We start from the raw sequence: 22633 nt of genomic DNA, 5'->3' as shown, positions 1-22633 counted from the left end.
CTGCGTCCGGTGTGCTACCAGGCGCTGCCGCAGGGCCTGCTGCCCGAGGTGCTGCGTGACGGCAACCCCTGGGGTGTGTCACGGTTGGTCGACGGCAAACGCGAGGCATGAGACGTGAACGACGACAAGACGACCGCTTACCTTCCCCATGACGTGGACCAGGCCCTGCTGGCGGGGCGCGTATGGCGTGACGACGGCCCGGCCCTGGTGGTAGTGCGCCAGGGGGAGGTGATCGACATCTCCGCCCAGTGTGACTGCATGGCCGACCTGCTCGACCGCAAGGACGCCGCCGAGTTCGTGCGGCGTGCCGAAGGCGAATCGCTGGGCTCCGCCACGACCCTGCTGCAGAACTCGCTGGCCGAACCGCAGGTTGTCCCCTACCTGCTCGCCCCCTGCGACGTGCAGGCGATCAAGGCCTGCGGTGTCACCTTCGCCGTGAGCCTGCTGGAACGGGTGATCGAGGAGCAGGCCGGCGGCGACGCCGCCAAGGCCAGCCAGTTGCGCAGCGAGCTCAACGAGCTGATCGGCCAGGACCTGTCGCGTATTGCACCGGGTTCCGACGAGGCCATGGCACTCAAGGCGGCGCTGCAGGCGCGCGGCGCCTGGTCCCAGTACATGGAGGTGGGCCTCGGCCCCGATGCCGAGGTGTTCACCAAGGCGCAACCGCTCTCGTCGGTGGGCTTCGGTGCCCGTGTGGGCCTGCACCCCGCCTCCGAGTGGAACAATCCCGAGCCGGAAATCGTGCTGGCGGTGGACGCCAAGGGGGAAGCCAAGGGCGCCACGCTGGGCAACGACGTCAACCTGCGCGACATCGAGGGCCGCAGCGCCCTGCTGCTGGGCAAGGCCAAGGACAACAACGCCTCCTGCGCCATCGGTCCGTTCATTCGCCTGTTCGACGAGCGCTTCACGCTGGACAGCGTGCGCCAGGCCCACGTGACGCTGCGCATCGAGGGCGAGGACGACGGCTTCCTGCTTGAAGGCGAGAGCGACATGCGCGAGATCAGCCGCGACCCGCTCGACCTGGTGCGCCAGACCGTCGGCGCCCACCACCAGTACCCGGACGGCTTCATGCTGTTTCTCGGCACCATGTTCTCGCCGATCCAGGACCGCGACGGCGAGGGTCAGGGCTTCACCCATCACATCGGCGACAGCGTCACCATCGCCACGCCGGCACTGGGTGCGCTGGTCAACCGCGTCGACCGCTCCGACAGGCTGCCGCCCTGGACCTTCGGTATACGCCAGTGGCGGGCCCATCGGCGCTAGGATGCCTCACGGCAGTACCGCATCGGGGATCCCCCGAGGCGGCACTGCCCCGCGACTCACTCGTGAAAGGCGTCGGTGGTCTCGCGCCATCCCGCGAGACAGGCATCCGCCACGTGGCGCAATGGCGCCAGATCGACGTCCGAACTCCCGCTGCGTATCAGTTGGGCAAAGCGTGCATAGAGCCCGGGATATTCACGCTCCTCGTCGTCGAGAACGCACTGCCCGGCGATCTCCAGCCGACGCCCGCCCTGGGCCAGGCTCAGGCGACCGCGATCCGTCTCGACGTGGATGCTCCAGGTCGGCGGGCCGGGTTGACGGAAATCGAAGTCAGCCACGATCGGTGTCGCCAAGGCGTCGCTGAAGTCCAGCCGGGCCGCAATCGGCGCCTGGCAGTTGCTCGGCACCCATAGCCGCGCATCGCGCAGGAAGAAGGCCTGCGGCAGTATCTCGGTGACGATCGACAACGCGTTGATGCCCGGGTCGAACACGCCCATGCCCGCCGGCTCCCAGATCCAAGCCTGGCCGGGATGCCATACCCTCACGTCCTCCTTCCAGTCGATCTCGACTCGCTCAACCCGACGCTCCCGCAGCCACTCGCGGGCATCCGCCACGCCCGGGGCGAAGCGCGAATGCCAGGCGGCAAACAGGGAGCGACCCTGGCGCTCGGCCAGGGCCATCAGGTCCTCGACCTCGCTCAGCGTCGCCCCTGGCGGTTTCTCCAGCAGCACGTGCTTGCCCTTCTCGAGGGCCAGGCGAGCCTGCGTGTAGCGCAGGCTGGTGGGAGTACAGACAGCCACCGCCTCGAGTTCGGGATGCGCCGTGAGCATCTCGTCCAAGGCGGCATGGCCGGGGATCAATGGGTGACGGGCGTGGGGGTCCGCGCTCGCTACCAGATGGAAATCTCCGCTCTCGGTCAGGGCCGGAAGATGCTGGTCGCGGGCGATCTTGCCGACGCCCACGAGCCCCAGGTTGATGACGGACATGGCACGTCCTTTTTTCGCGTCCGGTGGTGGAATGAGCCACCATGCCGTCTTGGCACCGGGCCTTCAAGTCTGCCAGGGCACGGACCCGGCTATTGCCCCCTGGCCAGAACGCCACCCCAGGCAAGCGTATCCGCGAGGCCATGAGCGGTCAGGCAGCGGTAGGCCGACACCACCGCCGCCACGAAGCCGGCGTGCCCGGCCAATGCCGGCGGGAAAATGGCATCGATCTCGAAAAAAGCCTCCACCAGGGCCTCGATATCCTCACCATGGGCCTCATGCAGAAGCTTGAAGGTCGTCGCCATGGGATCGTCGACGGGATAGGCGTTGCCGTGCAGGTCGACCCCCAAGGTGTAGCGGATCCAGGCCGCTACGCCGAGTGTCGTGCAGGGCACTTCGGCCCCCGCCTCGAGCCGCGCCAGGGCACCCTGCAGCCAGCGCTGGGGCAGCTTCTGGGACCCGTCCATGGCGATCTGCTGCAGGCGATGGCGCAGGCTGTCGTTGGCGAAGCGGTAAAGGAGTTGCTCGGCATAGCGCTCCAGGTCGGTTCCCGCAGGCATCGCCAGAGTCGGCGCCGCCTCACGCAGCATGTAGCGCCGCAACAGGGCGCTCAGATCGTCGCGGCTCACCGCATCGAAGACGGTCTCGATATCGTCCAGCGCGCCCAGGTAAGCCAGTAGCGAATGGCTGCCGTTGAGCATGCGCAGCTTCATGGTCTCGAACGGCGCCACGTCGGCGACCATTTCCACCCCGTCGACCTCCCAGGCCGGCCGGCCGAGGGGAAAGTGGTCTTCCACCACCCATTGCGAGAAGGCCTCGCCCACCACGGCGTTGGGGTCGTCGATTCCCAGCTCGGCCAGGCGGGCAAAATCGCCCTGAGTCATGGCCGGCACGATGCGATCGACCATGCTGCAGGGAAATGCTACCTCGCGCTCGATCCAGGCGGAGAACTCGGCATCACGACAGGCGGCGAGCTGCACCACCGCCGCCCGTGTGCGCTGGCCGTTGTTCGGCATGTTGTCGCAGGAGAGCACGGTGAACGGCGGCAGGCCCGCCTCACGGCGGCGCGCCAGGGCCTCGACCAGGATGCCCGGCGCCGTGCGCGGCGTCTGCGGCTGGGCGATGTCATGAGCGATCAGCGGGTCGTCGCGCAGCAAGGCGCCCTCGGCGGGGCTCAGAAAATAGCCTTTCTCGGTCACCGTCAGGGTGACGAGCCGCGTGTCGGACGAGGTCATGCGCCTGAGCAGCGCCTCGAGATCCCGCCCCCATCGATGCGCGGGGTCCCGGCCAGTAAACAGGGCCTCCTCGATCACGCCGATCTCGCGCAGCGTGACGTGATCACGGTCGGTGTACTCGGCGACATGGAAGCGGTAGCCGGCGTCGCGCAGGGCATCGACCAGCGCCACCCCGCCGCGCAGGTTGGCGCTGCATGCACCCCAGGCGCCGTCGCCGCTGCGCTGCCGATAGCGCTCCAGGTAGACGGCCTGGTGGGCGCGATGGAAAGCGCCCAGTCCCAGGTGGACGATGCCGAGGCGGCCGGTCGGCTCGGCGGCGGGTAGGCGGGTCACGTCTGGCATGAGTGGACTCCTCACCAGTGCCACAGCGTGCCGTCTTCCAGCCGGTTGACCGGCAGGCTGGCACGCTTGTAGGGGTACCGCTTGGCCAGGGCTTCGTCGATGTCGACGCCGTGCCCCGGCGCTTCGCCGACCAGGAAGTGGCCATCCTCGAAACGGTAGTCGTGGGGGAAGACGGCGTCGGTCTCCGGCGTGTGGGGCATGTGCTCCTGGATGCCGAAGTTGGGTACCCAGGTATCGAAATGGATCGCGGCTCCCAGGCACACCGGCGACAGGTCCGTCGGCCCATGAAAGCCGGTGCGCACGTGGTAGAGCCCGGCCAGGTCGGCAATCCGCCGCATATGGGTGATGCCGCCGCCGTGGGAGAGCGGCGTACGGATATAGTCGATCCACTGGTTCTCGATCAGTTCACGGTAGTCGTGGATCGAGTTGAATACCTCCCCCACCGCCAGCGGCGTGGTGGTGTGCTGGCGAATCAGGCGAAAGCTCTCCTGGTTCTCGGCCGGCACACAGTCCTCGAGCCAGAACAGGTGGTAGGGCTCCACCGCCTTGCCCAGGCGCGCCGCCTCGATGGGCGTGAGGCGGTGGTGCACGTCGTGCAGCACGTGCAACTCGTCACCGAAGTGCTCGCGTACCGCGGCGAACAGCTTGGGCACGTGGTTGAGGTACTTCTCGGTGCTCCACACGTGCTCGGCAGGCAAGTCGGCGTCCGCCGGCTCGTAGCGCTCGCCCTCGCGCTTGGCCACGCCGTAGATCGTCGGGATGCCGGGCACGCCGGCCTGCACCCGCACCGCCCGGTAGCCGAGCTTGACGTGTTTCTCGACCTCGGCGAGGCAACCCTCGATGTCGCGCCCCGTGCAGTGGGCGTAGGTCATCACGCGCTCGCGGCTCCTGCCGCCGAGCAACTGGTACAGCGGCATGCCCGCCGCCTTGGCCTTGATGTCCCACAGCGCCAGGTCCACCGCCGAGACCGCCGCCATGGTCACCGGCCCCCGGCGCCAGTAGGCACCGCGGTAGAGGTAGTGCCAGATGTCCTCGATGCGGCTGGCGTCGCGCCCGATCAGGGCGGGCAGCACGTGCTCCTCGAGGTAGGCCACCACGGCCATTTCCCTGCCGTTGAGGGTGGCATCGCCGATGCCGTAGGTACCCGACTCGGTAACGATCTTGAGGGTGACGAAGTTGCGCCCCGGCGAGGTGACGATCACATAGGCGTCGCTGATTTTCATGCGTGTTCCGTCGCAGTCATGGGATAAGGGCTTGGCATCAGGGGCTCGATTCATCGTTCGAAGAGATAGCCCTGCACGTTGTCGTAGCACACCGCCCGCACCAGCTCGCCGATGCGATCGAGGTCGTTGGGCAGCTCGCCGCGCCGGATCTGCGCACCGAGCATCTGGCAGAAGATGCGGCGGAAGTAGTCGTGGCGGGAGAAGGACAGCAGGCTGCGCGAGTCGGTGAGCATGCCGATGAAGTGACGCAGCAGGCCGAAGTTCATCTGGGTGACGAGCTGGCGCTCGATGCCGTCACGCTGGTCGTTGAACCACCAGGCGGCACCGAACTGCAGCTTGCCGGGGATACCGTCGCTGGCGAACGAGCCGACCAGACTCGCCAGCATCTCGTTGTCGCGCGGGTTGAGGTTGTAGACCACGGTGCGCGGCAACGCCCGCTCGCGGTCCAGCGCATCGAGAATCGCCGCCAGCGGCTCGGCATAGGTCACGTCGCCGATGGCGTCGAAGCCGCTGTTGGCGCCGATCTCGGCCAGGCCGCGCTGGCTCAGGCTGCGCAGCGCACCCAGGTGGAGCTGCATCACCCAGCCGCGGCGGGCGTACTCGCGTCCCAGCCACAGCAGCAGCGAGGTGGTGAAGGCGGCGTTCTCGTCGCCGCTGAGGATCCTACCCTGGCGGCGGCGCTCGATCAGCCGGTCGAGTTCGGCCGTGCTCGGCGGCGCGACGAACACCGGCTTCTCCAGGCTGTGGTCGGAGAGGCAGCAGCCGTGGGCGGCGAAGTGCTCGAGGCGCTGGTACAGCGCCGCGAGCAGATCGTCGTAGCCGCGGATCGCCACCCCGCTGGCACGCTCCAGTTCGCCCAGGTAGTCGGCGAAGCCGGGGGCTTCGATCTTGAGCACGGCGTCGGCGCGGAAGGTCGGCAGCATGGCGGGCATCGCCCCGCTCTCGGCATGCCGCCGGTGCAGGCCGAGAGTGTCCACCGGGTCGTCGGTGGTGCAGACGGTGCGCACCTGGAAGCGCTCGAGGATGCCCTGGGCGCTCAGCGGCGGCGTTGCCAGGCGCTCGCGTGCAGTGGACCAGACCTCCTCGGCGGTGGCCGGCGAGAGCAGCGTGTTCTCGATGCCCAGCGGATGACGCAGCTCCAGGTGGGTCCAGTGGTAGAGCGGGTTGCCGAGACAGGCCGGCACCGTCTCGGCCCAGGCCTGAAAGCGCTCGCGGTCGCTCGCTTCGCCGGTGATGCGCCGCTCGTCGATGCCGGCGATGCGCATCGCCCGCCACTTGTAGTGATCGCCCTTGAGCCACAGCTGGGTGAGGTTGTCGAAGCGCACGTTGCCGGCGATTTCCTCGGCGCTCAGGTGCGAGTGGTAGTCGCAGATCGGCATGGCCGCGGCATGTTCGTGGTAGAGCCGCCGCGCCGGCTCGCTTTCGAGCAGGAAATCCGGCCCCATGTAATCGATGCGATCATTGAAGGTCATGACGCGCTCCGTCGTTGTCGGCTGGCTCCATGCTCAGTCCATCAGCAGGTTGGGCAGGAACAGCACGAGGTCGGGGAAGAAGATGATGCCCAGCACCACCACGAATACCGCCAGGGCGAAGGGCACCAGCTCGCGGCTGTAGTCGAAGAAGGAACAGCGCAGGATGCCGCACACGGTGTACATCGAGATACCCACCGGCGGGGTCATGCCGCCGAAGGTCACCAGGGTCATCATCAGCAGGCCGAAATGCACCGGATCGATGCCTGCCGCCTTGACCACCGGCACCAGGATCGGCGTCAGCAGCATCACCACCACGGTGGCCTCGAGCAGCATGCCGAGCAGCACCAGCAGCACGGCCAGGGTCAGCAGCAGCGTGGCGTGGCTGGAGAACACGCCCAGCGTCAGCTCGGCGATGGTCTGCGGCACCCGCTCGAAGGAGACCACGTAGCCGATGATCCCCGCGAACATGATGATCAGCATGATCATGCCGATGTCGCGCACGCTGGCGTGCATCGCCGCCAGGATCTCGCGCAGCCCCATCTCGCGATGGATCACGCAGCCCACCAGCAAGGCAAAGGCCACGGCGAACGCCCCCGCCTCGGTGGGCGTGAACAGGCCGTAGCGGATACCGACCAGCAGCCACACCGGGAACAGCAGCGCCCAGAGGCTGCTGCGTGCGGCCTTGAGTACCTCGCGGCCGGCAGGCAGCCCCTCGCGGACCGGCGTGTAGCCACGCCGCCGGGCGACGAAGAAGGTCGTCACCATCAGCGCCACCATCAGCAGGAAGCCGGGCACCACGCCGGCGATGAACAGCCGCCCGATGGACACCTCGCCCAGGTAGCCGTAGAGGATCAGGCCGATGCTCGGTGGAATGGTGGCGGTGACGAGCCCGCCGATGGAGAGCACCGCCCCGGTGAAGCCGGGGCTGTAACCCTCCTTGACCATGCCCTGCCCCAGCACCCGCGACTGCATGGCGGCATCGGCCACTGCCGAGCCCGAGACCCCTCCCATCAGCGTGCTGAGCACGATGCTGGCCTGGGCCAGTCCGCCGCTCATCCAGCCGGCCAGCAGCGTGGAGAGCCGGATCAGGCGCGGGGTGATGCCGCTGGCGTTCATCAGGTGGCCGATGAAGATGAACAGCGGCACCGCCAGCAGCGGGAACGACTGGGTCGCGGAGACGATGCGCTGCGGCCCGATGTTGATGGGCAAAAAGGTCTCGGGGAGAAAGAAGTAGGTGAAGCCGGCGATGCCGATGGCGAAGGCCACGGGCATGCCGATGGCCATCAGCGCCAGGCCCAGGCCCAGGAGGAGCGCGGCCGTCATGGCGTGCCCTCCACGCGGTCGTCGTCCGGGGCCAGGCTCATCACGATGCCCCGCGCCACGATGCGCCGCAGGAGCGAGACGATCATCAGCATGGCTCCCACCGGCAGCGCCAGCGTGATGTAGCCGTAGCTCAGCCCGGCCACGCCCAGCGGGCGCTGCCAGTTGGAGAGGGCCAGGGGGAAGCCATGCCACACGAGCAGGGCCAGGAATCCCAGCATCAGCATCAGGCACAGGGCGGCGAGCAGGCGCTGCAGCGCCTGCGGCAGTCGCACCGTCAGGGCATCGATGCGCACCTGCCCGCCGTGGCGCAGGGTGATGTCGGCGCCCAGCACCGCGGTCCAGATGAACAGCAGCTGGGCCAGCTCGGCGCCGCCGGCGAAGGGCTGGCCGACGGCACGCGCCGTCGAGCTGGCCAGCAGGGTCAGGGAAGTGCCTCCGAGCAGGCCAACGGCGAGCCACGCCTCGAGCCGGTCGTACCAGTGCCACATAGAGCGAGTCCTCGAAGCCGGAGTGCCTCCGGCCGGTTCCAGGGAGATCCCGCGAGCCGACATGGCCCCTGCCGCCGAGGCGGCAAGGGCGGCGGGCATCACTCGCCGGCGGTCAGCTCATCGCGAAAGCGGTCGTAACCGAGCTCCTCATAGACGCCGTCCACGCGTTCGCGGAACAGCTCGACGTCCACCTCGGTGAAGGTGACCCCCTCCGCTTCCATCCTCTCGCGCACGGCCTCCTGGGCGTCGGCAGTGGCCTGGCTGGCCTCCTCGCCGGCCCTGCGCAGCTCCTCGTCGAGGAGCGTTCGCAGCTCCTCCGGCAGCGACTGATACCACTCCTCCGACGTGGCGATGCCGGTCATCAGGTGGATATGGCCGGTCAGGGCGATATGGTCGATGACCTCGTGCAGGTTCTGGCCTTCGGCGGCGGTGAGCTGCGCCTCGGCGCCATCGATCGAACCGAGCTGCAGCGCCGAGTAGACCTCCGACCACGGCAACGGCGTAGGGGTGGCCCCCATCGCCTCGATGGTCTTGACCCACACCGGTGAATTGATGGTACGCACGCGCACGCCGTCGAGATCCTCCGGCGTCTCCACGGGCTCCTGGGTCAGCATGTGACGCGAGCCCTGGAACCAGTTGTAGTTGAGCAGACGCAGGCCGCTGTTCTCGGCCAGGCTCTCGACCCACCCCTGGTAGCGCTCGGACGAGGTGATGCGCTCGTAGTCCTCGTGGGATTCCACCAAGTAGGGTGCGCTGAGGATGCCCAGCTCCTCCTGATACTCGGAGAGGCGCCCGGCATCGATCAGGATGGCGATGTTGGCCCCGCTACGGATCTGCTCGACCACGTCCTCGTCGGAGCCCAGCTGGCTGTTGGGGAAGACCTGCACGGTGAGCTCGCCATCGGAGCGCTCCGCGATCGTCTGGCTGGCCTCCTCCATGGCCTGGACGATGGGGTCCTGGGCGCTGAGCGCCGAGGAGAGGTTCAGCTGATAGGCCGCCTGGGCGAGGTTGGCACCGGCGGCCAATGCCACGGCGGATACGAGTACGACTGTCTTCATGTGAGCCTCCTGACGTGTGTTGTGGTTGTTGCGTCTCGTGCTTGGCGTGTTGCTGCGTGACGGCTACCTGCTGCCGACGGCGACAGCGGCGGGGGCGCCGTCGAACATCTCGGGGAAGCGACGCATGAGCTCGGGCAGCGACTGCAGGATCTCGCGCTGGTGGATGCTCATGGCCTTTGCCGCCGCCTCGGGGTCGCGGCGAGCGATGGTTTCGACGATCATCGCGTGCTGGTCGGTCAGCTTGGCGATCGGCGTACTGTCGGGGATGCTCAGGTAGCGCACCCGATCGAGCTGCGCCTTGACCTCCTCGGTGACACGCCAGGCCGCGGTATGCCCCACCCCGAGCGACAGCGCGCGATGGAAGGCCTCGTCGAGCCGGAAGAACCGGTCGTAGTCGTTGGGCTCGATGCAGCGCCGCTGGCGTTCGATCAGTTCGCGCAGCTCCTCCAGGGTCGCCGTGGCGACGCCCGAGTCGGCGGCCTCGCGCGCCACCGCCACCTCGATCGCCTCGCGCACGAAGCGGGCCTCGAGCACGGCCTGCCGGGAGATCCTCACCACGTAGGTGCCGCGCTGCGGGCGCACCTCGACCAACCCCGCCTCCGACAGCCGGATGAAGGCCTCGCGCACCGGCTGCCGGCTCACCGAGAAGGCATCGGCCAGCTCCTTTTCCGACAGCGCCTGTCCCGGCGCCAGCACCATGCGAATGATCGACTGGCGCAGCACACGATAGAGCCGCTCGCGAACCGAGCCGTCGTCGCGCGCTTCCTGCCACATGGCCTGCAAGGGAGTTGTCATGGGCACCGTTCTCCGTTGTCACGTTCAGACGCATCGTTTCGCCCGAGCGCATCGCTATTCTGAACAGACTAGTATGGTAGTATGGCAATTAGCAAGGCGGCGAAAAAAAGCCCAGGCCGGTTACCCGGCCTGGGCTTCGAAAATCGCGCTCGCCGCTAGTGGCGAACGCTGCGCTCAGGCGGTGGTGCGGCGACGCACCGGCGCCTCGCCATCCTCGCGGCGGCGACGCGGGGCACGCTCAGGAGCCCCCTGGTCCTCGCTGATCTCCAGCGCACGGCCGGCGACGCGGGCACGCGCCATCTTGGCCAGGATGCTGGGCGGCAGCGAGCTGGGCAGCTCCACCACCGAGAAGGCGTTGCGAATGTCGATGCGGCCGATGCGCGAGCCCTCGATACCGCCCTCGTTGGCCAGCGCGCCGACCAGCTGGCCCGGCTTGACGCCGTCCTTGTGGCCGACGGCCACGCGATAGCGGGTCATGCCCTCGCTCGGGCCGCGCTCGCGACGCGGCGGCTTGCCGTCGCGCGGGGCGCGCTCGGTGCGCTCCTTGCGCGGCGCCTGCAGGCGGCCGATAGGCGCCTCGTCGGCGCGCGCCAGGGCGGCAAAGGCACAGGCCAGCTCGAGCGGATCGTGACCTTCCGCCACCAGTCGCTCGACCAGGGAGCGCTGCTCGTCGGCCCCGGCGGTCAGCATGCCGATGACGCGCTGATGGAACACCTCGTCGCGATGGGCGCGGATGGCGGCCTCGTCGGGCAGCGCCATCTCGGTCATGCGCTGGCCGGTGGCCTGCTCGATCCAGCCCACCTTGCGCCCTTCGCGGAAGCCGACGAAGGTGATCGAGATGCCGGTACGCCCGGCCCGGCCGGTACGACCGATGCGGTGGGTGTAGGCCTCGGCGTCCTGGGGCAGGTCGTAGTTGAAGACGTGGGTGATGCGCGGCACGTCGAGGCCGCGGGCGGCCACGTCGGTGGCGATCAGCACGTCGACCTTGCCACGCTTGAGCCGCTGGATGGTGCGCTCGCGCAGGCTCTGGTCGAGGTCGCCGGAGAGGCTGGCCACGTTGACGCCACGCGCGGAGAGCTGCTCCATCAAGGTGGTACAGGCGGCCCGGGTGCGCACGAAGACGATCGCGGCATCCACCGGCTCGACCTCGAGGATGCGCGCCAGCGCCTCCAGCTTGGCACCGCCGTCGACCCGAACCAGGCGCTGCTCGATGTTCTCGCCGGTGGTGGTGCGCGACTCGATGGCCACCTTGACCGGGTCGACCAGGTAGCGGTTGACGATGCGCTCGATCTCGCTCGGCAGGGTGGCGGAGAAGAACACGCGCTGAGCGTCCTTGGGGGTGTCGGCAACCACGCGCTTGACGTCGTCGATGAAGCCCATGCGCAGCATCTCGTCGGCTTCGTCCAGCACCAGGGCGGAGAGGCCGTCAAGCTTGAGGCTGCCGCGATCCAGATGATCGATCACTCGCCCCGGCGTGCCTACCACCACCTGGGCGCCACGCTTGAGCGCGCCCAGCTGTTCGCGATACTCCTGGCCGCCACACAGGGTGGCCACTTCCAGCCCCGGCAGGTTCTGGCCGTACCTGGTGAAGGAGACGGCCACCTGCTGGGCCAGCTCACGGGTCGGTGCCAGCACCAGCACCTGGGGCTCGCGGCGAGTCAGCTCGAGCCGCGACAGCAGCGGCAGGGCGAAGGCCGCGGTCTTGCCGGTGCCGGTCTGGGCCTGGCCCAGCATGTCACGCCCTTCCAGCAGCGCCGGAATGGTCTGTGTCTGAATCGGTGAAGGCGTTTCGTAACCCAATGTTTCGATAGCGGCGAGGACGGCAGGCAGCAGAGCAAGATCGCCGAAGCTCGGCGAGGCGACAGAAGTCGAGGTCATCAATCACACCTTGGTAGGCCGGCACTCGCCGGCAATCACATTGAGGCATCCCCGACACAGCCATGCGGCATGGTCGGTGGCCCTGTCGTCGCGGGCCGGTTCGGCCTGTACAGAGCGGATCACGTTATCGTGGGACGCCGGTCGCACCTGGCATCCGGTTCGCGCCTTCTGGCGGGAACCGCTGTGGCGACCTTTTTGCACCGATGACGCCCGGTTGGCGGCATCCTGTGGTGCTCCATCTTCACATCTCGGACGTTGCAGCAATCGCTGTCGGTCTCGGTGATTGCCTCTCGTAGGCACAGCCTACGGAGCGAATCGTCATGATGGCGGGGTCAACACATGCGAGGAGCGCGCATGCTACCATCGATACTGGTTCCATGACCAGTGCTTTCCACGTCACGCTCACCCGAGCCTTCACTCAACGCCGAGGAGCCCGCCCGAATGCCCACGCTCTGGGTCGATGCCGATGCCTGCCCCAAGGTCGCGCGCGACATCATCGTTCGCGCCGCCGAGCGCACCGCCACACTGGCCTGGTTCGTCGCCAACCACGCCGTGCCCCTGCCACCCTCGAAGTGGGTCAGGTCGCTGTCGGTGAGCCACGGCTTCGACGCCGCCGACAACGAGATCGTGGCACGCATCGAGCCGGGCGACCTGCTGATCAGCGCCGACCTGCCGCTGGCGTTGGAGGCCATCGACAAGGGCGCAGCGGTGATGACCACCCGCGGCGAGAACCTCGACCGCAACAACATCCGCGCTCGCGTCCAGATGCGGGATTTCATGGAGACCCTGCGCTCCAGCGGCGAGCATACCGGCGGCCCCAAGGGCTACAGCGACGCCGATCGCCGCGAATTCGCCAACGCCCTCGACCGCTGGCTGGCGAAGAACGCCAGGAAGCCGTGAAGTCCCGGGCCCGGGCCTCGGGCTTGAGCAACAAGCACAACCTGTGGCTCGCAGCTCGTGGCTCGTCGCTTACCCCTTTTCGCGAATCCCCCGCCCCGGCAGCCGCTCGCGGTCGTGCGGGCGCTCCAGGTCGAGAAGTGGCCCCTTGGGCACGATGCGCGTCGGGTTGATGGTGTCGTGGCTGTAGTAGTAGTGACGCTTGATATGCTCCAGGCTCACCGTCTCGGCCACGCCCGGCCACTGATAGAGCTCGCGCAGGTAGTGCGAGAGCTGGGGATAGTCCTCGATGCGCCGCAGGTTGCACTTGAAGTGGCCGTGGTAGACGGCATCGAAGCGCACCAGGGTGGTGAACAGGCGGATATCGGCCTCGGTGAGCCACTCGCCGGCCAGGTAGCGCTGCCCGGCAAGACGCGCCTCGATGCGGTCGAGCGCCTCGAACAGCGCCGTCACGTGCTTCTCGTAGACACCCTGCTCGGTGGCGAAGCCGGCCTTGTAGACCCCGTTGTTGATGTGCTCGTAGACGTCCGCGTTGACCGCGTCGATGACGTCACGCAAGTCCGCAGGATAGAAGTCGAGGCGGTTGCCGGCGAGCTCGTCGAAGGCGTCGTTGAGGATGCGCACCAGCTCGGCCGATTCGTTGTTGACGATGCGTCCTTCGCGCTTGTCCCACAGCACCGGCACCGTCACTCGGCCGGTGTAGTGCGGGTCGGTCAGGGTGTAGAGCTCGCGGTGGTACTCGACGCCGTTGACCGGGTCGCCGCTGGCGCCCTCCCCCTGGTGGTAGGTCCAGCCCTGGCCGAGCATCAGCGGGCTGACCCAGGAGACGCCGATCTGCTCTTCCAGCCCCTTGAGCTTGCGCATGATGAGGGTACGGTGCGCCCAGGGACAGGCCAGCGAGACGTAGAGGTGGAAGCGCCCCGCCTCCGCCGGCACCGCGCGCTGCCCTTCGGGCCCGGGGCCGCCGTCGCGGGTCACCCAGTCGCGCAGCTTGGCCGATTCGCGCACGAACTCGCCGCCGTGCTTACTGGTGTCATACCACTGGTCGTGCCACTTGCCATCGATCAACAGGCCCATCGGGTTCTCCCGTCACAGTCAGTTGGCTAGTGAGGGTAACGTCCCCTGCCCGGCGCTCAAGCGCAGTTTTTCCGCCTCTAGCGTCGAAAAAAGCGAACGATCACGCCGGAACCGGGCAAGCGTCGGCCACCGCTTCATGCAGCGTACGGGCCATGGCATGGGTCGCGGGCCCCGCCCGGTCGCGGTCGCGGAAGATCATCTGCATCGGCACCTCGCGAACGCCGCCGGCCGTGAGCGGCAACGGGCGCAGCACGCCCCGCTCCAGCTCGTCATGGATGCGCGTCTCGGGCAGCCAGGCGAAGCCCAGGCCGCGGCGCACCATATCGATCGAGGTCTCGAGATGGCTCACCGTCCAGCGCTGTTCCGCCTTGAGCCAGCCGGCATCCATCGATTGGCGCAGCGCCGAGTCGCGCACCACCAGCTGGCGATGGCGCTGCAGGTCGCGCAGGTCGAGCTCGCGCTCGAGCAGGTGCAGCTCGTGTTCGCGATGGGCCACGGCAATGAAGCGGATCGTGACCAGCGGCTCGCCGAGAAACCCCTGGGCCGCCAGCCCCGAGATGGCCAGGTCGGCGCGGCCGTCATAGAGCATCTCGATGCCGCCGTTGAGCACCGTCTCGTGGAGCTGCACGCGCACGTAGGGAAAGGCGGCGGAAAAACGACTCAGCGCCAGTGCCAGGGCGTCGGCCGGAAAGATCTGGTCGATCGACAGCACCACCTCCGCCTCGAGCCCCTTGGCGAGGCGGCCGGCCACGTCCTCCAGCGCTTCGGCGCTCTCGATCAGCTGGCGCGCACGGCGCAGCAGCATCTCCCCGGCCTCGGTCAGCCGTACCTGGCGCCCCGCCGGTTCCAGCACCTGCACGCCAAGCTGCTGCTCCAGCTTGTGCACGGCGTGATTGAGCGTGGACGGACTCTTGTGTATGGCCTCGGCGGCGCGGGCGAAGCCACCGTGGTCGACGACCGCCGCGAGCATTTGCCACTGGGCCAGGGTGACGCGAGACATATTCGACTTCCTCGAATGAAAGCTGCGAAACGTTGCGCTTAATTTTCGAAAAAAACGGCCTAGAATGCCAGACATATCCACCTCGGAGAGCCCCAACCATGGCTACCAGTCCCCGCATTCGCCACATCGAAGGCCGGCTCCAGAGCCACCCCAGCCAGGACGGCGACGGCGTGCACATCCAGCGCATCCATCGCTTCGACGGCGAACTCGACCCGTTCCTGATGCTCGACGAGCTCGGCTCCGACCGGCCCGACGACTACATCGGCGGCTTCCCGCCGCATCCCCACCGCGGCATCCAGACGCTGACCTACATCGTGCATGGCGGCATCACCCATGAGGACCATCTCGGCCACCGCAGCAGCATCCAGGCCGGCGACGCCCAGTGGATGCATACCGGCCGCGGCATCGTCCATTCCGAGATGCCGCTGAGCGACAGCCAGGGCCTGCACGGCTTCCAGCTGTGGCTCAACCTGCCGGCGCGCGAAAAGATGAGCGAACCACGCTACCGCGACGTGCGCAGCGACGAAATGCCGCGACTGACGGCAGGCAAGGCGGAGCTGATCGCCCTCGGCGGCGACTGGACGACGCAGGCCGGCGACAGCGTCGCGGGCCCGCTGGAGAGCCTGGCAGGCAACGGCGCCGTGGCCCATGTCCGGCTCGCGGCAGGGGGCGAGCTCAGCCTCGCGACAAGCCGCGAGACGCTGGCCGTCTACGTCTTCGAGGGCGCCCTGCAGATCGCCGGCGAGGAAGTCGTCGCCGGCCAGCTGGCCCGACTGGGCGACGGCGACACGCTGGCCCTCGCCAGCCCCGAGGGCGCCCAGTGCCTGGTGCTTGCCGGCACGCCCCACGGTGAGCCGATTGCCCACTACGGCCCCTTCGTGATGAACCACGCCCACGAGATCGACCAGGCCCTGCGCGACTACCGGGGTGGCCGCTTCACCGGCTGATCGTCACGAATTCATTTACCGAATAGGGGTTGTTTCCTACCCTTTATTCACGTTCAATGACTTTGTTGAACAGTGTTCGATATGATTCCGACGGCCCGGGGCCTCAACCGAGGGACTCCGGGCACGTCTTGCTGTATGTGTATACAGTCTAGGCAGGCCATATATCATGGGTTAAGGTTCCCGTGGCTTTTTATATTCTTGTCATCTTTTTTTATGGCCTATACACATGTTGCGAATCCTTCATTCGCTGCCCCGCACGCATAAGTTGCTGCTGTTACCCGTCGCCACCATGGTGACTGTGCTAGGCGCGCAAAAAATCGTCACCCTCGTCGAGAATTCCCAGCGACAGGACCAGGTCCCCCAGACCGTGCTGTTCCCCCTGTCGCCCGAGGCCCAGCCCGGCCTTCCTGCTCTCAACAGCGAGCGCTACTCCGTCGCCGACGCCATCGAGATCGCCACCCAGGCCATCGACGCCACCCGCGACTACATTCCCCTCTCCCAGCTCCAGCCCAGCGAGATCATCGATCTCTCGGGGGTGACCGTGGCCCAGGCGGGGCAAGCGGACGCCTCCACTCCCGCTCCGGCCGCTGCCGAGTCCGATGCCGCCACCATGATCGACGACGACGGCATCGAACTGACAACGGTGCTGGACTCCGGGGCGCTGCACATGGCCATGGTGATCGGCACCCTGGCCAGCGGCATGCTCGACGAGACCCATACCGACGACGAGGCGCTGGCTAGCGACGCGACCTCCTACGAGGATTATTCGGAGGAAGAGCTCGGCCTGTTCGAGGATGGGCCGATCAACTTCGACCATGAGGTCGCCGCCGCCGAACCCTTCGTGCCGGAGTGGCGCACCTACACCGTGCAGCAGGGCGACACCTTCGCCGTGCTGGCCCAGAACGAACTCGGCCTCGGCTACAGCGAGGCGATGCGCCTGCTCGAGGACATGCCCGACAAGCGCCTGCTGACCCACTGGCGCGTCGGCAATACCTTCGAATACCAGCTCGACGAGCAGGAGCGCCTGCTGGCCCTGCGCATCATGAAGAATGCCCGCCAGGGCTTCATGCTCGAGCGCGACGAGGACGGCTTCGACATCGCCACCATCGAGCGTGCCGGAGAAGCCACCCAGCGCCTGTTCGCCGGCAGCGTCAGTGGCAGCTTTGCCCGCTCCGCCCAGGCCACCGGCCTTTCCAGTACCGAAGTGGCGCAGGTAGCGCGGCTGCTGGAGAAGAAGCTCGACTTCCGCCGCGACACCCGTCGCGGCGACGAATTCCAGGTGCTGATCGAGTCCGACATCATCGACGGCGCCAGCTTTGACTCGCGCGTGCTGGCCATCGAGTACCAGGGCGCCCGCATGGACCTGACGCTGGTGCGCAACAGCGACGACAACAACTTCTACACGCCGGATGGCCAGAGCCTCGACCCCGCCTTCAGTCGCTACCCCTTCGAAGGCAGCTACCGCATGAGCTCCAGCTTCAACCCGCGCCGCACGCATCCGGTGACCGGTCGCATCAGCCCGCACCGCGGCACCGACTGGGCCATGCCCATCGGCACCCCCGTGACCGCCCCGGCCGACGGTCGCGTCGAGAAGGTCGGCAACCACCCCGTGGCAGGGCGCTACATCGTGGTGCGCCACGACAACGGCTATCGCACGCGCTACCTGCACCTCTCGCGCGCCATGGTCAACCGCGGCGAGCGCGTCTCGATGGGGGAACGCATCGCGCTGTCGGGCAATACCGGCCGCAGCACCGGGCCTCACCTGCACTACGAGGTGATCGTCGACAACAATGCGGTCGATGCCATGAAGGTCGAGCTGCCGGAGAGCCAGAGCCTCGACGGCGAGCGCCTGGTGGCCTTCCAGCAAGAGGCGGAGCCGCTGCTCGCCACCCTGCGCTCAGGCCAGGCCGGCCCGGTGGTGGCCCAGACCTCGGCCGACGAAGAAAGCGAAGACGACTGACCGAGCAGAGGTCAGCCGCCAGCACGACACGCGACGCCCTGCCCTCGAGCAGGGCGTCGCTTCTTGGACGCAGCCCTTGCCCAGCCAGCCCATGCACCGCACCTCGCCTGCCCCACCGCCGCCCAACGGCAGCCGCCTGGCCGCCTTCTTCGGCGTGTTCCGCTACAGCCGCCGCGCCCTGACGCTGGTGTGGCAGACCTCTCGCGCCCTCACCCTGGGGCTCGCGGTCTGTACCCTGGTCGCCGGGGTACTGCCGGCGGTGGCCGCCTGGATCGGCCAGCTGATCGTCGACGCCGTGGTCGAGGCCATGGCCCATCACCGCGACACCGGCGCCACCCTGACCTTCGACACCACCTGGCCGGTGATGCGCTACGTGCTGGCGGAGGCCGGGGTGATCGCCGCCATCGCCCTGGCCCAGCGGGGGCTCGCGGCGCAGCAGTCGCTGCTTCGCGCGCTGCTCGGCCAGAAGGTCAACGTCATGATCCTGGAGAAGGCGGGCACCCTGTCGCTCGCCCAGTTCGAGGATTCGGAGTTCTACGACAAGCTCACCCGGGCCCGGCGTGAGGCCTCCACGCGGCCGCTGGGATTGGTCAACAAGACCTTCTCGCTGCTGCAGAACGGCATCTCGCTGGCCAGCTTCGGCGTGCTGCTGGTGCAGTTCTCGCCCTGGGCGATCCTGATACTGGTGGTCGGCGCGCTGCCGGTGTTCGTCTCCGAGGCCAAGTTCTCAGGCGACGCCTTTCGCCTGTTCCGCTGGCGCTCGCCACAGACTCGCATGCAGATGTACCTCGAAACCGTGCTGGCCCGCGAGGACAGCATCAAGGAGGTCAAGCTGTTCGGGCTGGAGCGACTGCTGCTCGAGCGCTACCGGCAGATCTTCGACACCCTCTTCGGCGAGGACCGGCGCCTGACGCTGCGCCGCGAGACGTGGGGCTTCCTGCTCGGCCTGCTCGGCACGCTGGCCTTCTATGCCGCCTATGCCTGGGTGGTGGTGGAGACCATCTCGGGCACCCTGACCCTGGGCGAGATGACCATGTACCTGATGGTCTTCAAGCAGGGCCAGGCGGCGCTCTCCGCCAGCCTCACCTCGATCAGCGGCATGTACGAGGACAACCTCTACCTCTCCAACCTCTACGAGTACCTGGAGCAGCCGGTGGCCCCGGAGGGCGGCACCTTGTCCCAAGGCGCCAGGCCGGGCGACGGCATCCGCTTCGAACGGGTCGGCTTCACCTACCCAGGCGCCGACGCACCCGCGCTGCGCGACATCTCGCTGCACCTGGCGCCAGGTCAGAGCCTGGCACTGGTCGGGGCCAACGGCTCCGGCAAGACCACCCTGATCAAGCTGCTCACCCGCCTCTACGAGCCCAGCGAGGGGCGCATCCTGCTCGACGGCAGCGACCTGCGCGAATGGGACCTGGCCACCCTGCGCCGGCGCATCGGCGTGATCTTCCAGGACTTCGTGCGCTACCAGCTCAAGGTGGGCGAGAACCTGGGCGCCGGCGATGTCGAGGCCTTCGCCGACGAGGCGCGCTGGCAGGAGGCGGCCGAGCGCGGCCTGGCCGACGGGTTCATCCGCACCATGCCCGGCGGCTACCACACCCAGCTCGGCCGCTGGTTCAAGGGCGGCCAGGAGCTCTCCGGCGGCCAGTGGCAGAAGATCGCCCTCGCCCGCGCCTACATGCGCGAGAGTGCCGACATCCTGGTGCTGGACGAACCCACCGCGGCCATGGACGCCGCCGCCGAGGCCGCCGTCTACGCCGACTTCCGCGAACACCGCCGCGACAAGATGACCCTCCTCATCTCGCACCGCTTCTCCACCGTACGCGCCGCCGACCAGATCCTCGTGATCGACGGCGGCGAGGTCATCGAGCGCGGCGACCACGACAGCCTGATGGCCCAGAACGGCCGCTATGCGCGGCTGTTCCGGCTGCAGGCCGAGGGGTATCGGTGAGTCTCAAAGGGTCAGCGGGCGATCCAGCGCGCGCAGCAGCGCATCGTCGCGCTCGTAGATGTCGGGGCGGAACGAGAGTTCGCCGTCGTCACCAGGATTCACCGTCCAGTAGTGGATGATGACCGGCATGCGGTTGGCCAGCGAGACGTTGCGCGTCTCGCCGCTGGCGATGCGCGCCTCGATGTCGTGCTCGCTGCGGGTGTCGTCCATCAGCAGCTGGGCCAGCTCGCGAATGTTCTCGACGCGGATGCAGCCGGAGCTGAAGGCGCGCTGCTCGCGTGAGAAGAGGTCCTGGGACGGGGTGTCGTGAAGATAGACCATATGGTCGTTGGGAAAGCGAATGACGAGCTGGCCGAGGGCATTCTGCGGCCCCGGCGCCTGGCGCAGAACGACGTTGCCAGGGTTGTCCCAGTCGATCTCCCAGGGGTCGAGGGGCGTGCCCGACGGGCTCAATACCTGGATCCTTTCGCGCCATAGATAGCCAAGATCCTCCCGCACCCGGGGCAACACATCCTCGCGACGGATGGTGGGCGGTATCGTCCAGGTGGGGTTCACCGTCATGTGGGTGATCTCCGAGCGCAGCGAGGGGGTGCGACGATAGGGCCGACCCACCACGATGCGCGAACGCCAGACCTGGCCGTCCGGGCGATAGTAGCTGAGCCGATAGCCGGCGATGTCGACCAGCACGAACGCCTCCGGCAGCCCGTGCAGCAGCCAGCGGGCACGCTCCATGTTGAGTCGGATCTGGTCGATGCGACGCTCCACCGGCACGTTGAGGGCCGCCAGGGTCTGGCGCCCGACGATCCCATCCGGTTCCAGCAGGTGCCGACGCTGGAAGCGCTTGACCGCGTCCTCGAGGCTGGCATCGTAGCGATGCGGGTCGGGCGCCTCGAACTCTCCCACTGGGAAGAGGTCGTTGTCGGCGACCAGCAGCTCGAGCTCGCCGATGACCGCCAGGCGCTCGCGCAGCCGTGGGACATCGGCATCGACGCCTCCTGGACGCAAGGCCTTGTCGCGTTCCGGCAGGCGCGGCCAGCCCCCCAGCTTCTCGATGTTGCGATAGCGCGCCAGCCCCGAGCGCAGCCGCTGGTAGGGGACGAAATCCGGCCGCACTTCACCGATCAGTGCCTCGAACCTCTGCTGATCCACGCCATCGGACACTGCCTCGAGGGAGTAATCGGGGGGCGCCACCGGCACCTCCCAGCCGGTATCGAGCGCTTCGGGATCGACCTTGCCGCGCTGCAGATGATCCAGTGCCAACAGCAGCATCCGGCTGGCAAACAGGTCGTATCTGGCCTGCGTCTCGGGATCGCCCTCGTCCTGATAGGCAGCGCGATGCCCGGCCCTCACCTCGTCCGGGCGATAGTCCTGCGGACGCAGCCCATCGCTTTCCAGGGTGTGCAGCGCCGAGGCGAACGCCGCCACGGTGTCGGCATCCTGCCATGCCGGGCGATGATCACGCAGGGCGTAGAAGTCCCGTATCCGCTGCTCCTCCGCACCGACCAGGCGGGTCAGTTCGCCCGCGATGCCGCCGGCATCGGCGTGCCGCCCGGCCTCCTGCTCTGCCGAGGCCAGCGGCACGAGGCCAAGCAGCAGCATCACCATGCCCATCCATGTAATTACCCGCATCTCTGGCTCCTGCTCCGTTGATGGCCGGTCTGGTCATCCTCGCCTCTGCCTTCATAATAGGGCCTGGTACTGGGCTGCCAGCCAGCCGGGTCCGTTCACCTTATTCAACCTTTTTCGTTACCGCGAGCGGCACCCGGCGCTCGCGATGCCAACGCCACAGGCACGCCGATGCGCTTTCTACCGACGCTGCGACTCTCGCTCCCGACCCTGGCCGCCTCCCTGCTGGGCGCCCTCTCCCCGGCCCATGCCGGGGAATTCCTGGCCCAGGCCGGGCTCTCGCTGCCCGCTTCCGCGACACTGGGCCAGACCCTGACTCGCCTCGCCCCGGACGCCGACGCCCGAGTGCTGGAGCTAGCCGCCAGTGCCCTGGCCTGCGCCGAGCCCGATGCCGAAAGGCTGGCGGTGATCGACTTCTCGCGTCCTTCCACCGAGCCGCGCCTGTGGGTCTTCGACCTGGCGCAGGAGCGGCTGCTGTTCGAGGAGATGGTGTCCCATGGCCGTGGCTCGGGCGACGCCGAGGCGACGCTGTTCTCCAACACGCCCGAGAGCCACCAGTCGAGCCTGGGGCTGTTCCGCACCCTGAACAGCTACTACGGCCGCAACGGCTATTCGCTGCGCTTGGAAGGGCTGGAGGATGGCGTCAACGACCTCGCCTACGAGCGCGCCATCGTGATCCACGGCGCCGACTACGTCAGCGAGTCCTTCATCCAGAAGACCGGCCGCCTGGGGCGCAGCCACGGCTGCCCGGCGGTGCGCCAGGAAGTGACCTACCCGCTGATCGACAGCATCAAGGAGGACCACTACCTGTTCGCCTACTACCCCGACCCCGAGTGGCTGGAAAACTCGGCCTTCCTCAGCTGCGACCGATCCCCCACGCAGCTGGCCATGTACTGAATCAGCGTGAACGGAGATAGCCCCCTATTGGCACCAGCAGGGGGCATCGTTCTGCGGCACTGCACCATTCTTATCACGTCGACACGCGCTCCCCGCCACTCGCCTCTGTCCCTATCAAACCACAACCCAATGTTTTAAAAGAATAAGCCACTGATGTGGCAAACAGGTTGCTTGACATAAGTCAATGCTGGGTAGGCGTGGACCAGGCTCCCTAGGGAAGC

The 22633-nt window shown here is 67.7% G+C and carries 18 protein-coding genes; 6 read left to right on the top strand and 12 right to left on the bottom strand.

Annotated features, from left to right (window positions below; genetic code table 11):
* The first annotated feature begins 114 nt into the window (after nt 1-114).
* The gene (locus DIS04_RS17705; RefSeq protein ID WP_111415114.1) at nt 115-1263 is read left to right on the top strand and encodes a fumarylacetoacetate hydrolase family protein; all 1149 of its coding nucleotides are present in this window, start codon (nt 115-117) and stop codon (nt 1261-1263) included.
* 56 nt (nt 1264-1319) lie between these two features.
* Here DIS04_RS17705 and DIS04_RS17700 read toward each other — a convergent pair whose 3' ends face one another.
* The 9 genes from DIS04_RS17700 to DIS04_RS17660 all read right to left on the bottom strand — a co-directional run bounded on the left by DIS04_RS17700 (nt 1320) and on the right by DIS04_RS17660 (nt 12057).
* Nucleotides 1320-2246, bottom strand: a complete 927-nt coding sequence (locus DIS04_RS17700) for a Gfo/Idh/MocA family protein (protein WP_111415113.1) — start codon at nt 2244-2246, stop codon at nt 1320-1322.
* A gap of 89 nt (nt 2247-2335) precedes the next feature.
* A complete protein-coding gene (locus tag DIS04_RS17695) occupies nt 2336-3820 on the bottom strand; it encodes a mannitol dehydrogenase family protein (protein WP_111415112.1) in 1485 nt (494 codons plus the stop codon).
* 11 nt (nt 3821-3831) lie between these two features.
* The gene (gene manD / locus DIS04_RS17690) at nt 3832-5043 is read right to left on the bottom strand and encodes a D-mannonate dehydratase ManD (RefSeq protein WP_111415111.1); all 1212 of its coding nucleotides are present in this window, start codon (nt 5041-5043) and stop codon (nt 3832-3834) included.
* Nucleotides 5044-5093: 50 nt separating this feature from the next.
* Nucleotides 5094-6515 (bottom strand): glucuronate isomerase, encoded by a 1422-nt coding sequence (gene uxaC, locus DIS04_RS17685; protein WP_111415110.1) that lies wholly within the window; start codon nt 6513-6515, stop codon nt 5094-5096.
* A 33-nt stretch (nt 6516-6548) separates the two neighbouring features.
* Nucleotides 6549-7838: a TRAP transporter large permease gene (locus tag DIS04_RS17680; RefSeq protein WP_111415109.1), complete on the bottom strand. Its 1290-nt coding sequence runs from the start codon at nt 7836-7838 to the stop codon at nt 6549-6551.
* Complete coding sequence (locus tag DIS04_RS17675; RefSeq protein WP_111415108.1) at nt 7835-8326, bottom strand: TRAP transporter small permease; 492 nt, start codon at nt 8324-8326, stop codon at nt 7835-7837. Before DIS04_RS17675 ends, DIS04_RS17680 begins: the two co-directional genes overlap by 4 nt.
* Before the next feature lie 98 nt (nt 8327-8424).
* Nucleotides 8425-9384: a C4-dicarboxylate TRAP transporter substrate-binding protein gene (locus DIS04_RS17670; RefSeq protein ID WP_111415107.1), complete on the bottom strand. Its 960-nt coding sequence runs from the start codon at nt 9382-9384 to the stop codon at nt 8425-8427.
* A gap of 63 nt (nt 9385-9447) precedes the next feature.
* A complete protein-coding gene (locus DIS04_RS17665; RefSeq protein ID WP_111415106.1) occupies nt 9448-10179 on the bottom strand; it encodes a GntR family transcriptional regulator in 732 nt (243 codons plus the stop codon).
* Nucleotides 10180-10353: 174 nt separating this feature from the next.
* Nucleotides 10354-12057 (bottom strand): DEAD/DEAH box helicase, encoded by a 1704-nt coding sequence (locus tag DIS04_RS17660; RefSeq protein WP_111415105.1) that lies wholly within the window; start codon nt 12055-12057, stop codon nt 10354-10356.
* Between the two features lie 441 nt (nt 12058-12498).
* On the opposite strand from DIS04_RS17660, the gene DIS04_RS17655 reads away from it, so the two are divergent.
* Nucleotides 12499-12957, top strand: coding sequence for a YaiI/YqxD family protein (locus DIS04_RS17655; protein WP_111415104.1), 459 nt, complete (start codon nt 12499-12501; stop codon nt 12955-12957).
* Nucleotides 12958-13026: 69 nt separating this feature from the next.
* Here the strand turns inward: DIS04_RS17655 and DIS04_RS17650 are convergent, their stop codons facing one another.
* Both DIS04_RS17650 and DIS04_RS17645 read right to left on the bottom strand, forming a co-directional pair.
* Nucleotides 13027-14031, bottom strand: a complete 1005-nt coding sequence (locus tag DIS04_RS17650) for a glutathione S-transferase family protein (RefSeq protein WP_111415103.1) — start codon at nt 14029-14031, stop codon at nt 13027-13029.
* Between the two features lie 100 nt (nt 14032-14131).
* On the bottom strand, nt 14132-15031 hold the full coding sequence (locus tag DIS04_RS17645) for a LysR family transcriptional regulator (RefSeq protein WP_111415102.1): 900 nt from the start codon (nt 15029-15031) through the stop codon (nt 14132-14134).
* A gap of 98 nt (nt 15032-15129) precedes the next feature.
* Here DIS04_RS17645 and DIS04_RS17640 point away from each other — a divergent pair, with 98 nt between their 5' ends.
* The 3 genes from DIS04_RS17640 (at nt 15130) to DIS04_RS17630 (ending at nt 19889) form a co-directional block, all read left to right on the top strand.
* Nucleotides 15130-15978 carry a pirin family protein gene (locus tag DIS04_RS17640; protein WP_111415101.1) on the top strand — a complete coding sequence of 283 codons (849 nt, stop codon included), beginning with the start codon at nt 15130-15132 and terminating at the stop codon, nt 15976-15978.
* A 226-nt stretch (nt 15979-16204) separates the two neighbouring features.
* The gene (locus DIS04_RS17635) at nt 16205-17938 is read left to right on the top strand and encodes a peptidoglycan DD-metalloendopeptidase family protein (RefSeq protein ID WP_111415100.1); all 1734 of its coding nucleotides are present in this window, start codon (nt 16205-16207) and stop codon (nt 17936-17938) included.
* Nucleotides 17939-18029: 91 nt separating this feature from the next.
* Complete coding sequence (locus DIS04_RS17630) at nt 18030-19889, top strand: ABC transporter ATP-binding protein (protein ID WP_111415120.1); 1860 nt, start codon at nt 18030-18032, stop codon at nt 19887-19889.
* 3 nt (nt 19890-19892) lie between these two features.
* On the opposite strand, the gene DIS04_RS17625 is transcribed toward DIS04_RS17630, so the two are convergent.
* A complete protein-coding gene (locus DIS04_RS17625) occupies nt 19893-21518 on the bottom strand; it encodes a L,D-transpeptidase family protein (RefSeq protein WP_245904600.1) in 1626 nt (541 codons plus the stop codon).
* Between the two features lie 168 nt (nt 21519-21686).
* On the opposite strand from DIS04_RS17625, the gene DIS04_RS17620 reads away from it, so the two are divergent.
* Complete coding sequence (locus tag DIS04_RS17620; RefSeq protein WP_111415099.1) at nt 21687-22412, top strand: murein L,D-transpeptidase catalytic domain family protein; 726 nt, start codon at nt 21687-21689, stop codon at nt 22410-22412.
* Nucleotides 22413-22633: the final 221 nt, after the last annotated feature.

Source organism: Billgrantia lactosivorans (assembly GCF_003254665.1).
Taxonomy (GTDB): domain Bacteria; phylum Pseudomonadota; class Gammaproteobacteria; order Pseudomonadales; family Halomonadaceae; genus Halomonas; species Halomonas lactosivorans.
The sequence above is the reverse complement of the archived record's forward strand: the minus strand, read 5'-3'. Positions and strand labels throughout refer to the sequence as shown.

Bases quoted from the DNA above. Each gene is read 5' to 3' on its own strand.
- DIS04_RS17660 (WP_111415105.1), bottom strand. From the start codon at position 12,057: ATGACCTCGACTTCTGTCGCCTCGCCGAGCTTCGGCGATCTTGCTCTG.
- DIS04_RS17645 (WP_111415102.1), bottom strand. From the start codon at position 15,031: ATGTCTCGCGTCACCCTGGCCCAGTGGCAAATGCTCGCGGCGGTCGTC.
- DIS04_RS17680 (WP_111415109.1), bottom strand. From the start codon at position 7,838: ATGACGGCCGCGCTCCTCCTGGGCCTGGGCCTGGCGCTGATGGCCATC.
- DIS04_RS17635 (WP_111415100.1), top strand. From the start codon at position 16,205: ATGTTGCGAATCCTTCATTCGCTGCCCCGCACGCATAAGTTGCTGCTG.
- DIS04_RS17665 (WP_111415106.1), bottom strand. From the start codon at position 10,179: ATGACAACTCCCTTGCAGGCCATGTGGCAGGAAGCGCGCGACGACGGC.
- DIS04_RS17670 (WP_111415107.1), bottom strand. From the start codon at position 9,384: ATGAAGACAGTCGTACTCGTATCCGCCGTGGCATTGGCCGCCGGTGCC.
- DIS04_RS17650 (WP_111415103.1), bottom strand. From the start codon at position 14,031: ATGGGCCTGTTGATCGATGGCAAGTGGCACGACCAGTGGTATGACACC.
- DIS04_RS17675 (WP_111415108.1), bottom strand. From the start codon at position 8,326: ATGTGGCACTGGTACGACCGGCTCGAGGCGTGGCTCGCCGTTGGCCTG.
- manD (WP_111415111.1), bottom strand. From the start codon at position 5,043: ATGAAAATCAGCGACGCCTATGTGATCGTCACCTCGCCGGGGCGCAAC.
- DIS04_RS17695 (WP_111415112.1), bottom strand. From the start codon at position 3,820: ATGCCAGACGTGACCCGCCTACCCGCCGCCGAGCCGACCGGCCGCCTC.
- DIS04_RS17655 (WP_111415104.1), top strand. From the start codon at position 12,499: ATGCCCACGCTCTGGGTCGATGCCGATGCCTGCCCCAAGGTCGCGCGC.
- uxaC (WP_111415110.1), bottom strand. From the start codon at position 6,515: ATGACCTTCAATGATCGCATCGATTACATGGGGCCGGATTTCCTGCTC.
- DIS04_RS17630 (WP_111415120.1), top strand. From the start codon at position 18,030: ATGCACCGCACCTCGCCTGCCCCACCGCCGCCCAACGGCAGCCGCCTG.
- DIS04_RS17700 (WP_111415113.1), bottom strand. From the start codon at position 2,246: ATGTCCGTCATCAACCTGGGGCTCGTGGGCGTCGGCAAGATCGCCCGC.
- DIS04_RS17620 (WP_111415099.1), top strand. From the start codon at position 21,687: ATGCGCTTTCTACCGACGCTGCGACTCTCGCTCCCGACCCTGGCCGCC.
- DIS04_RS17625 (WP_245904600.1), bottom strand. From the start codon at position 21,518: ATGCGGGTAATTACATGGATGGGCATGGTGATGCTGCTGCTTGGCCTC.
- DIS04_RS17640 (WP_111415101.1), top strand. From the start codon at position 15,130: ATGGCTACCAGTCCCCGCATTCGCCACATCGAAGGCCGGCTCCAGAGC.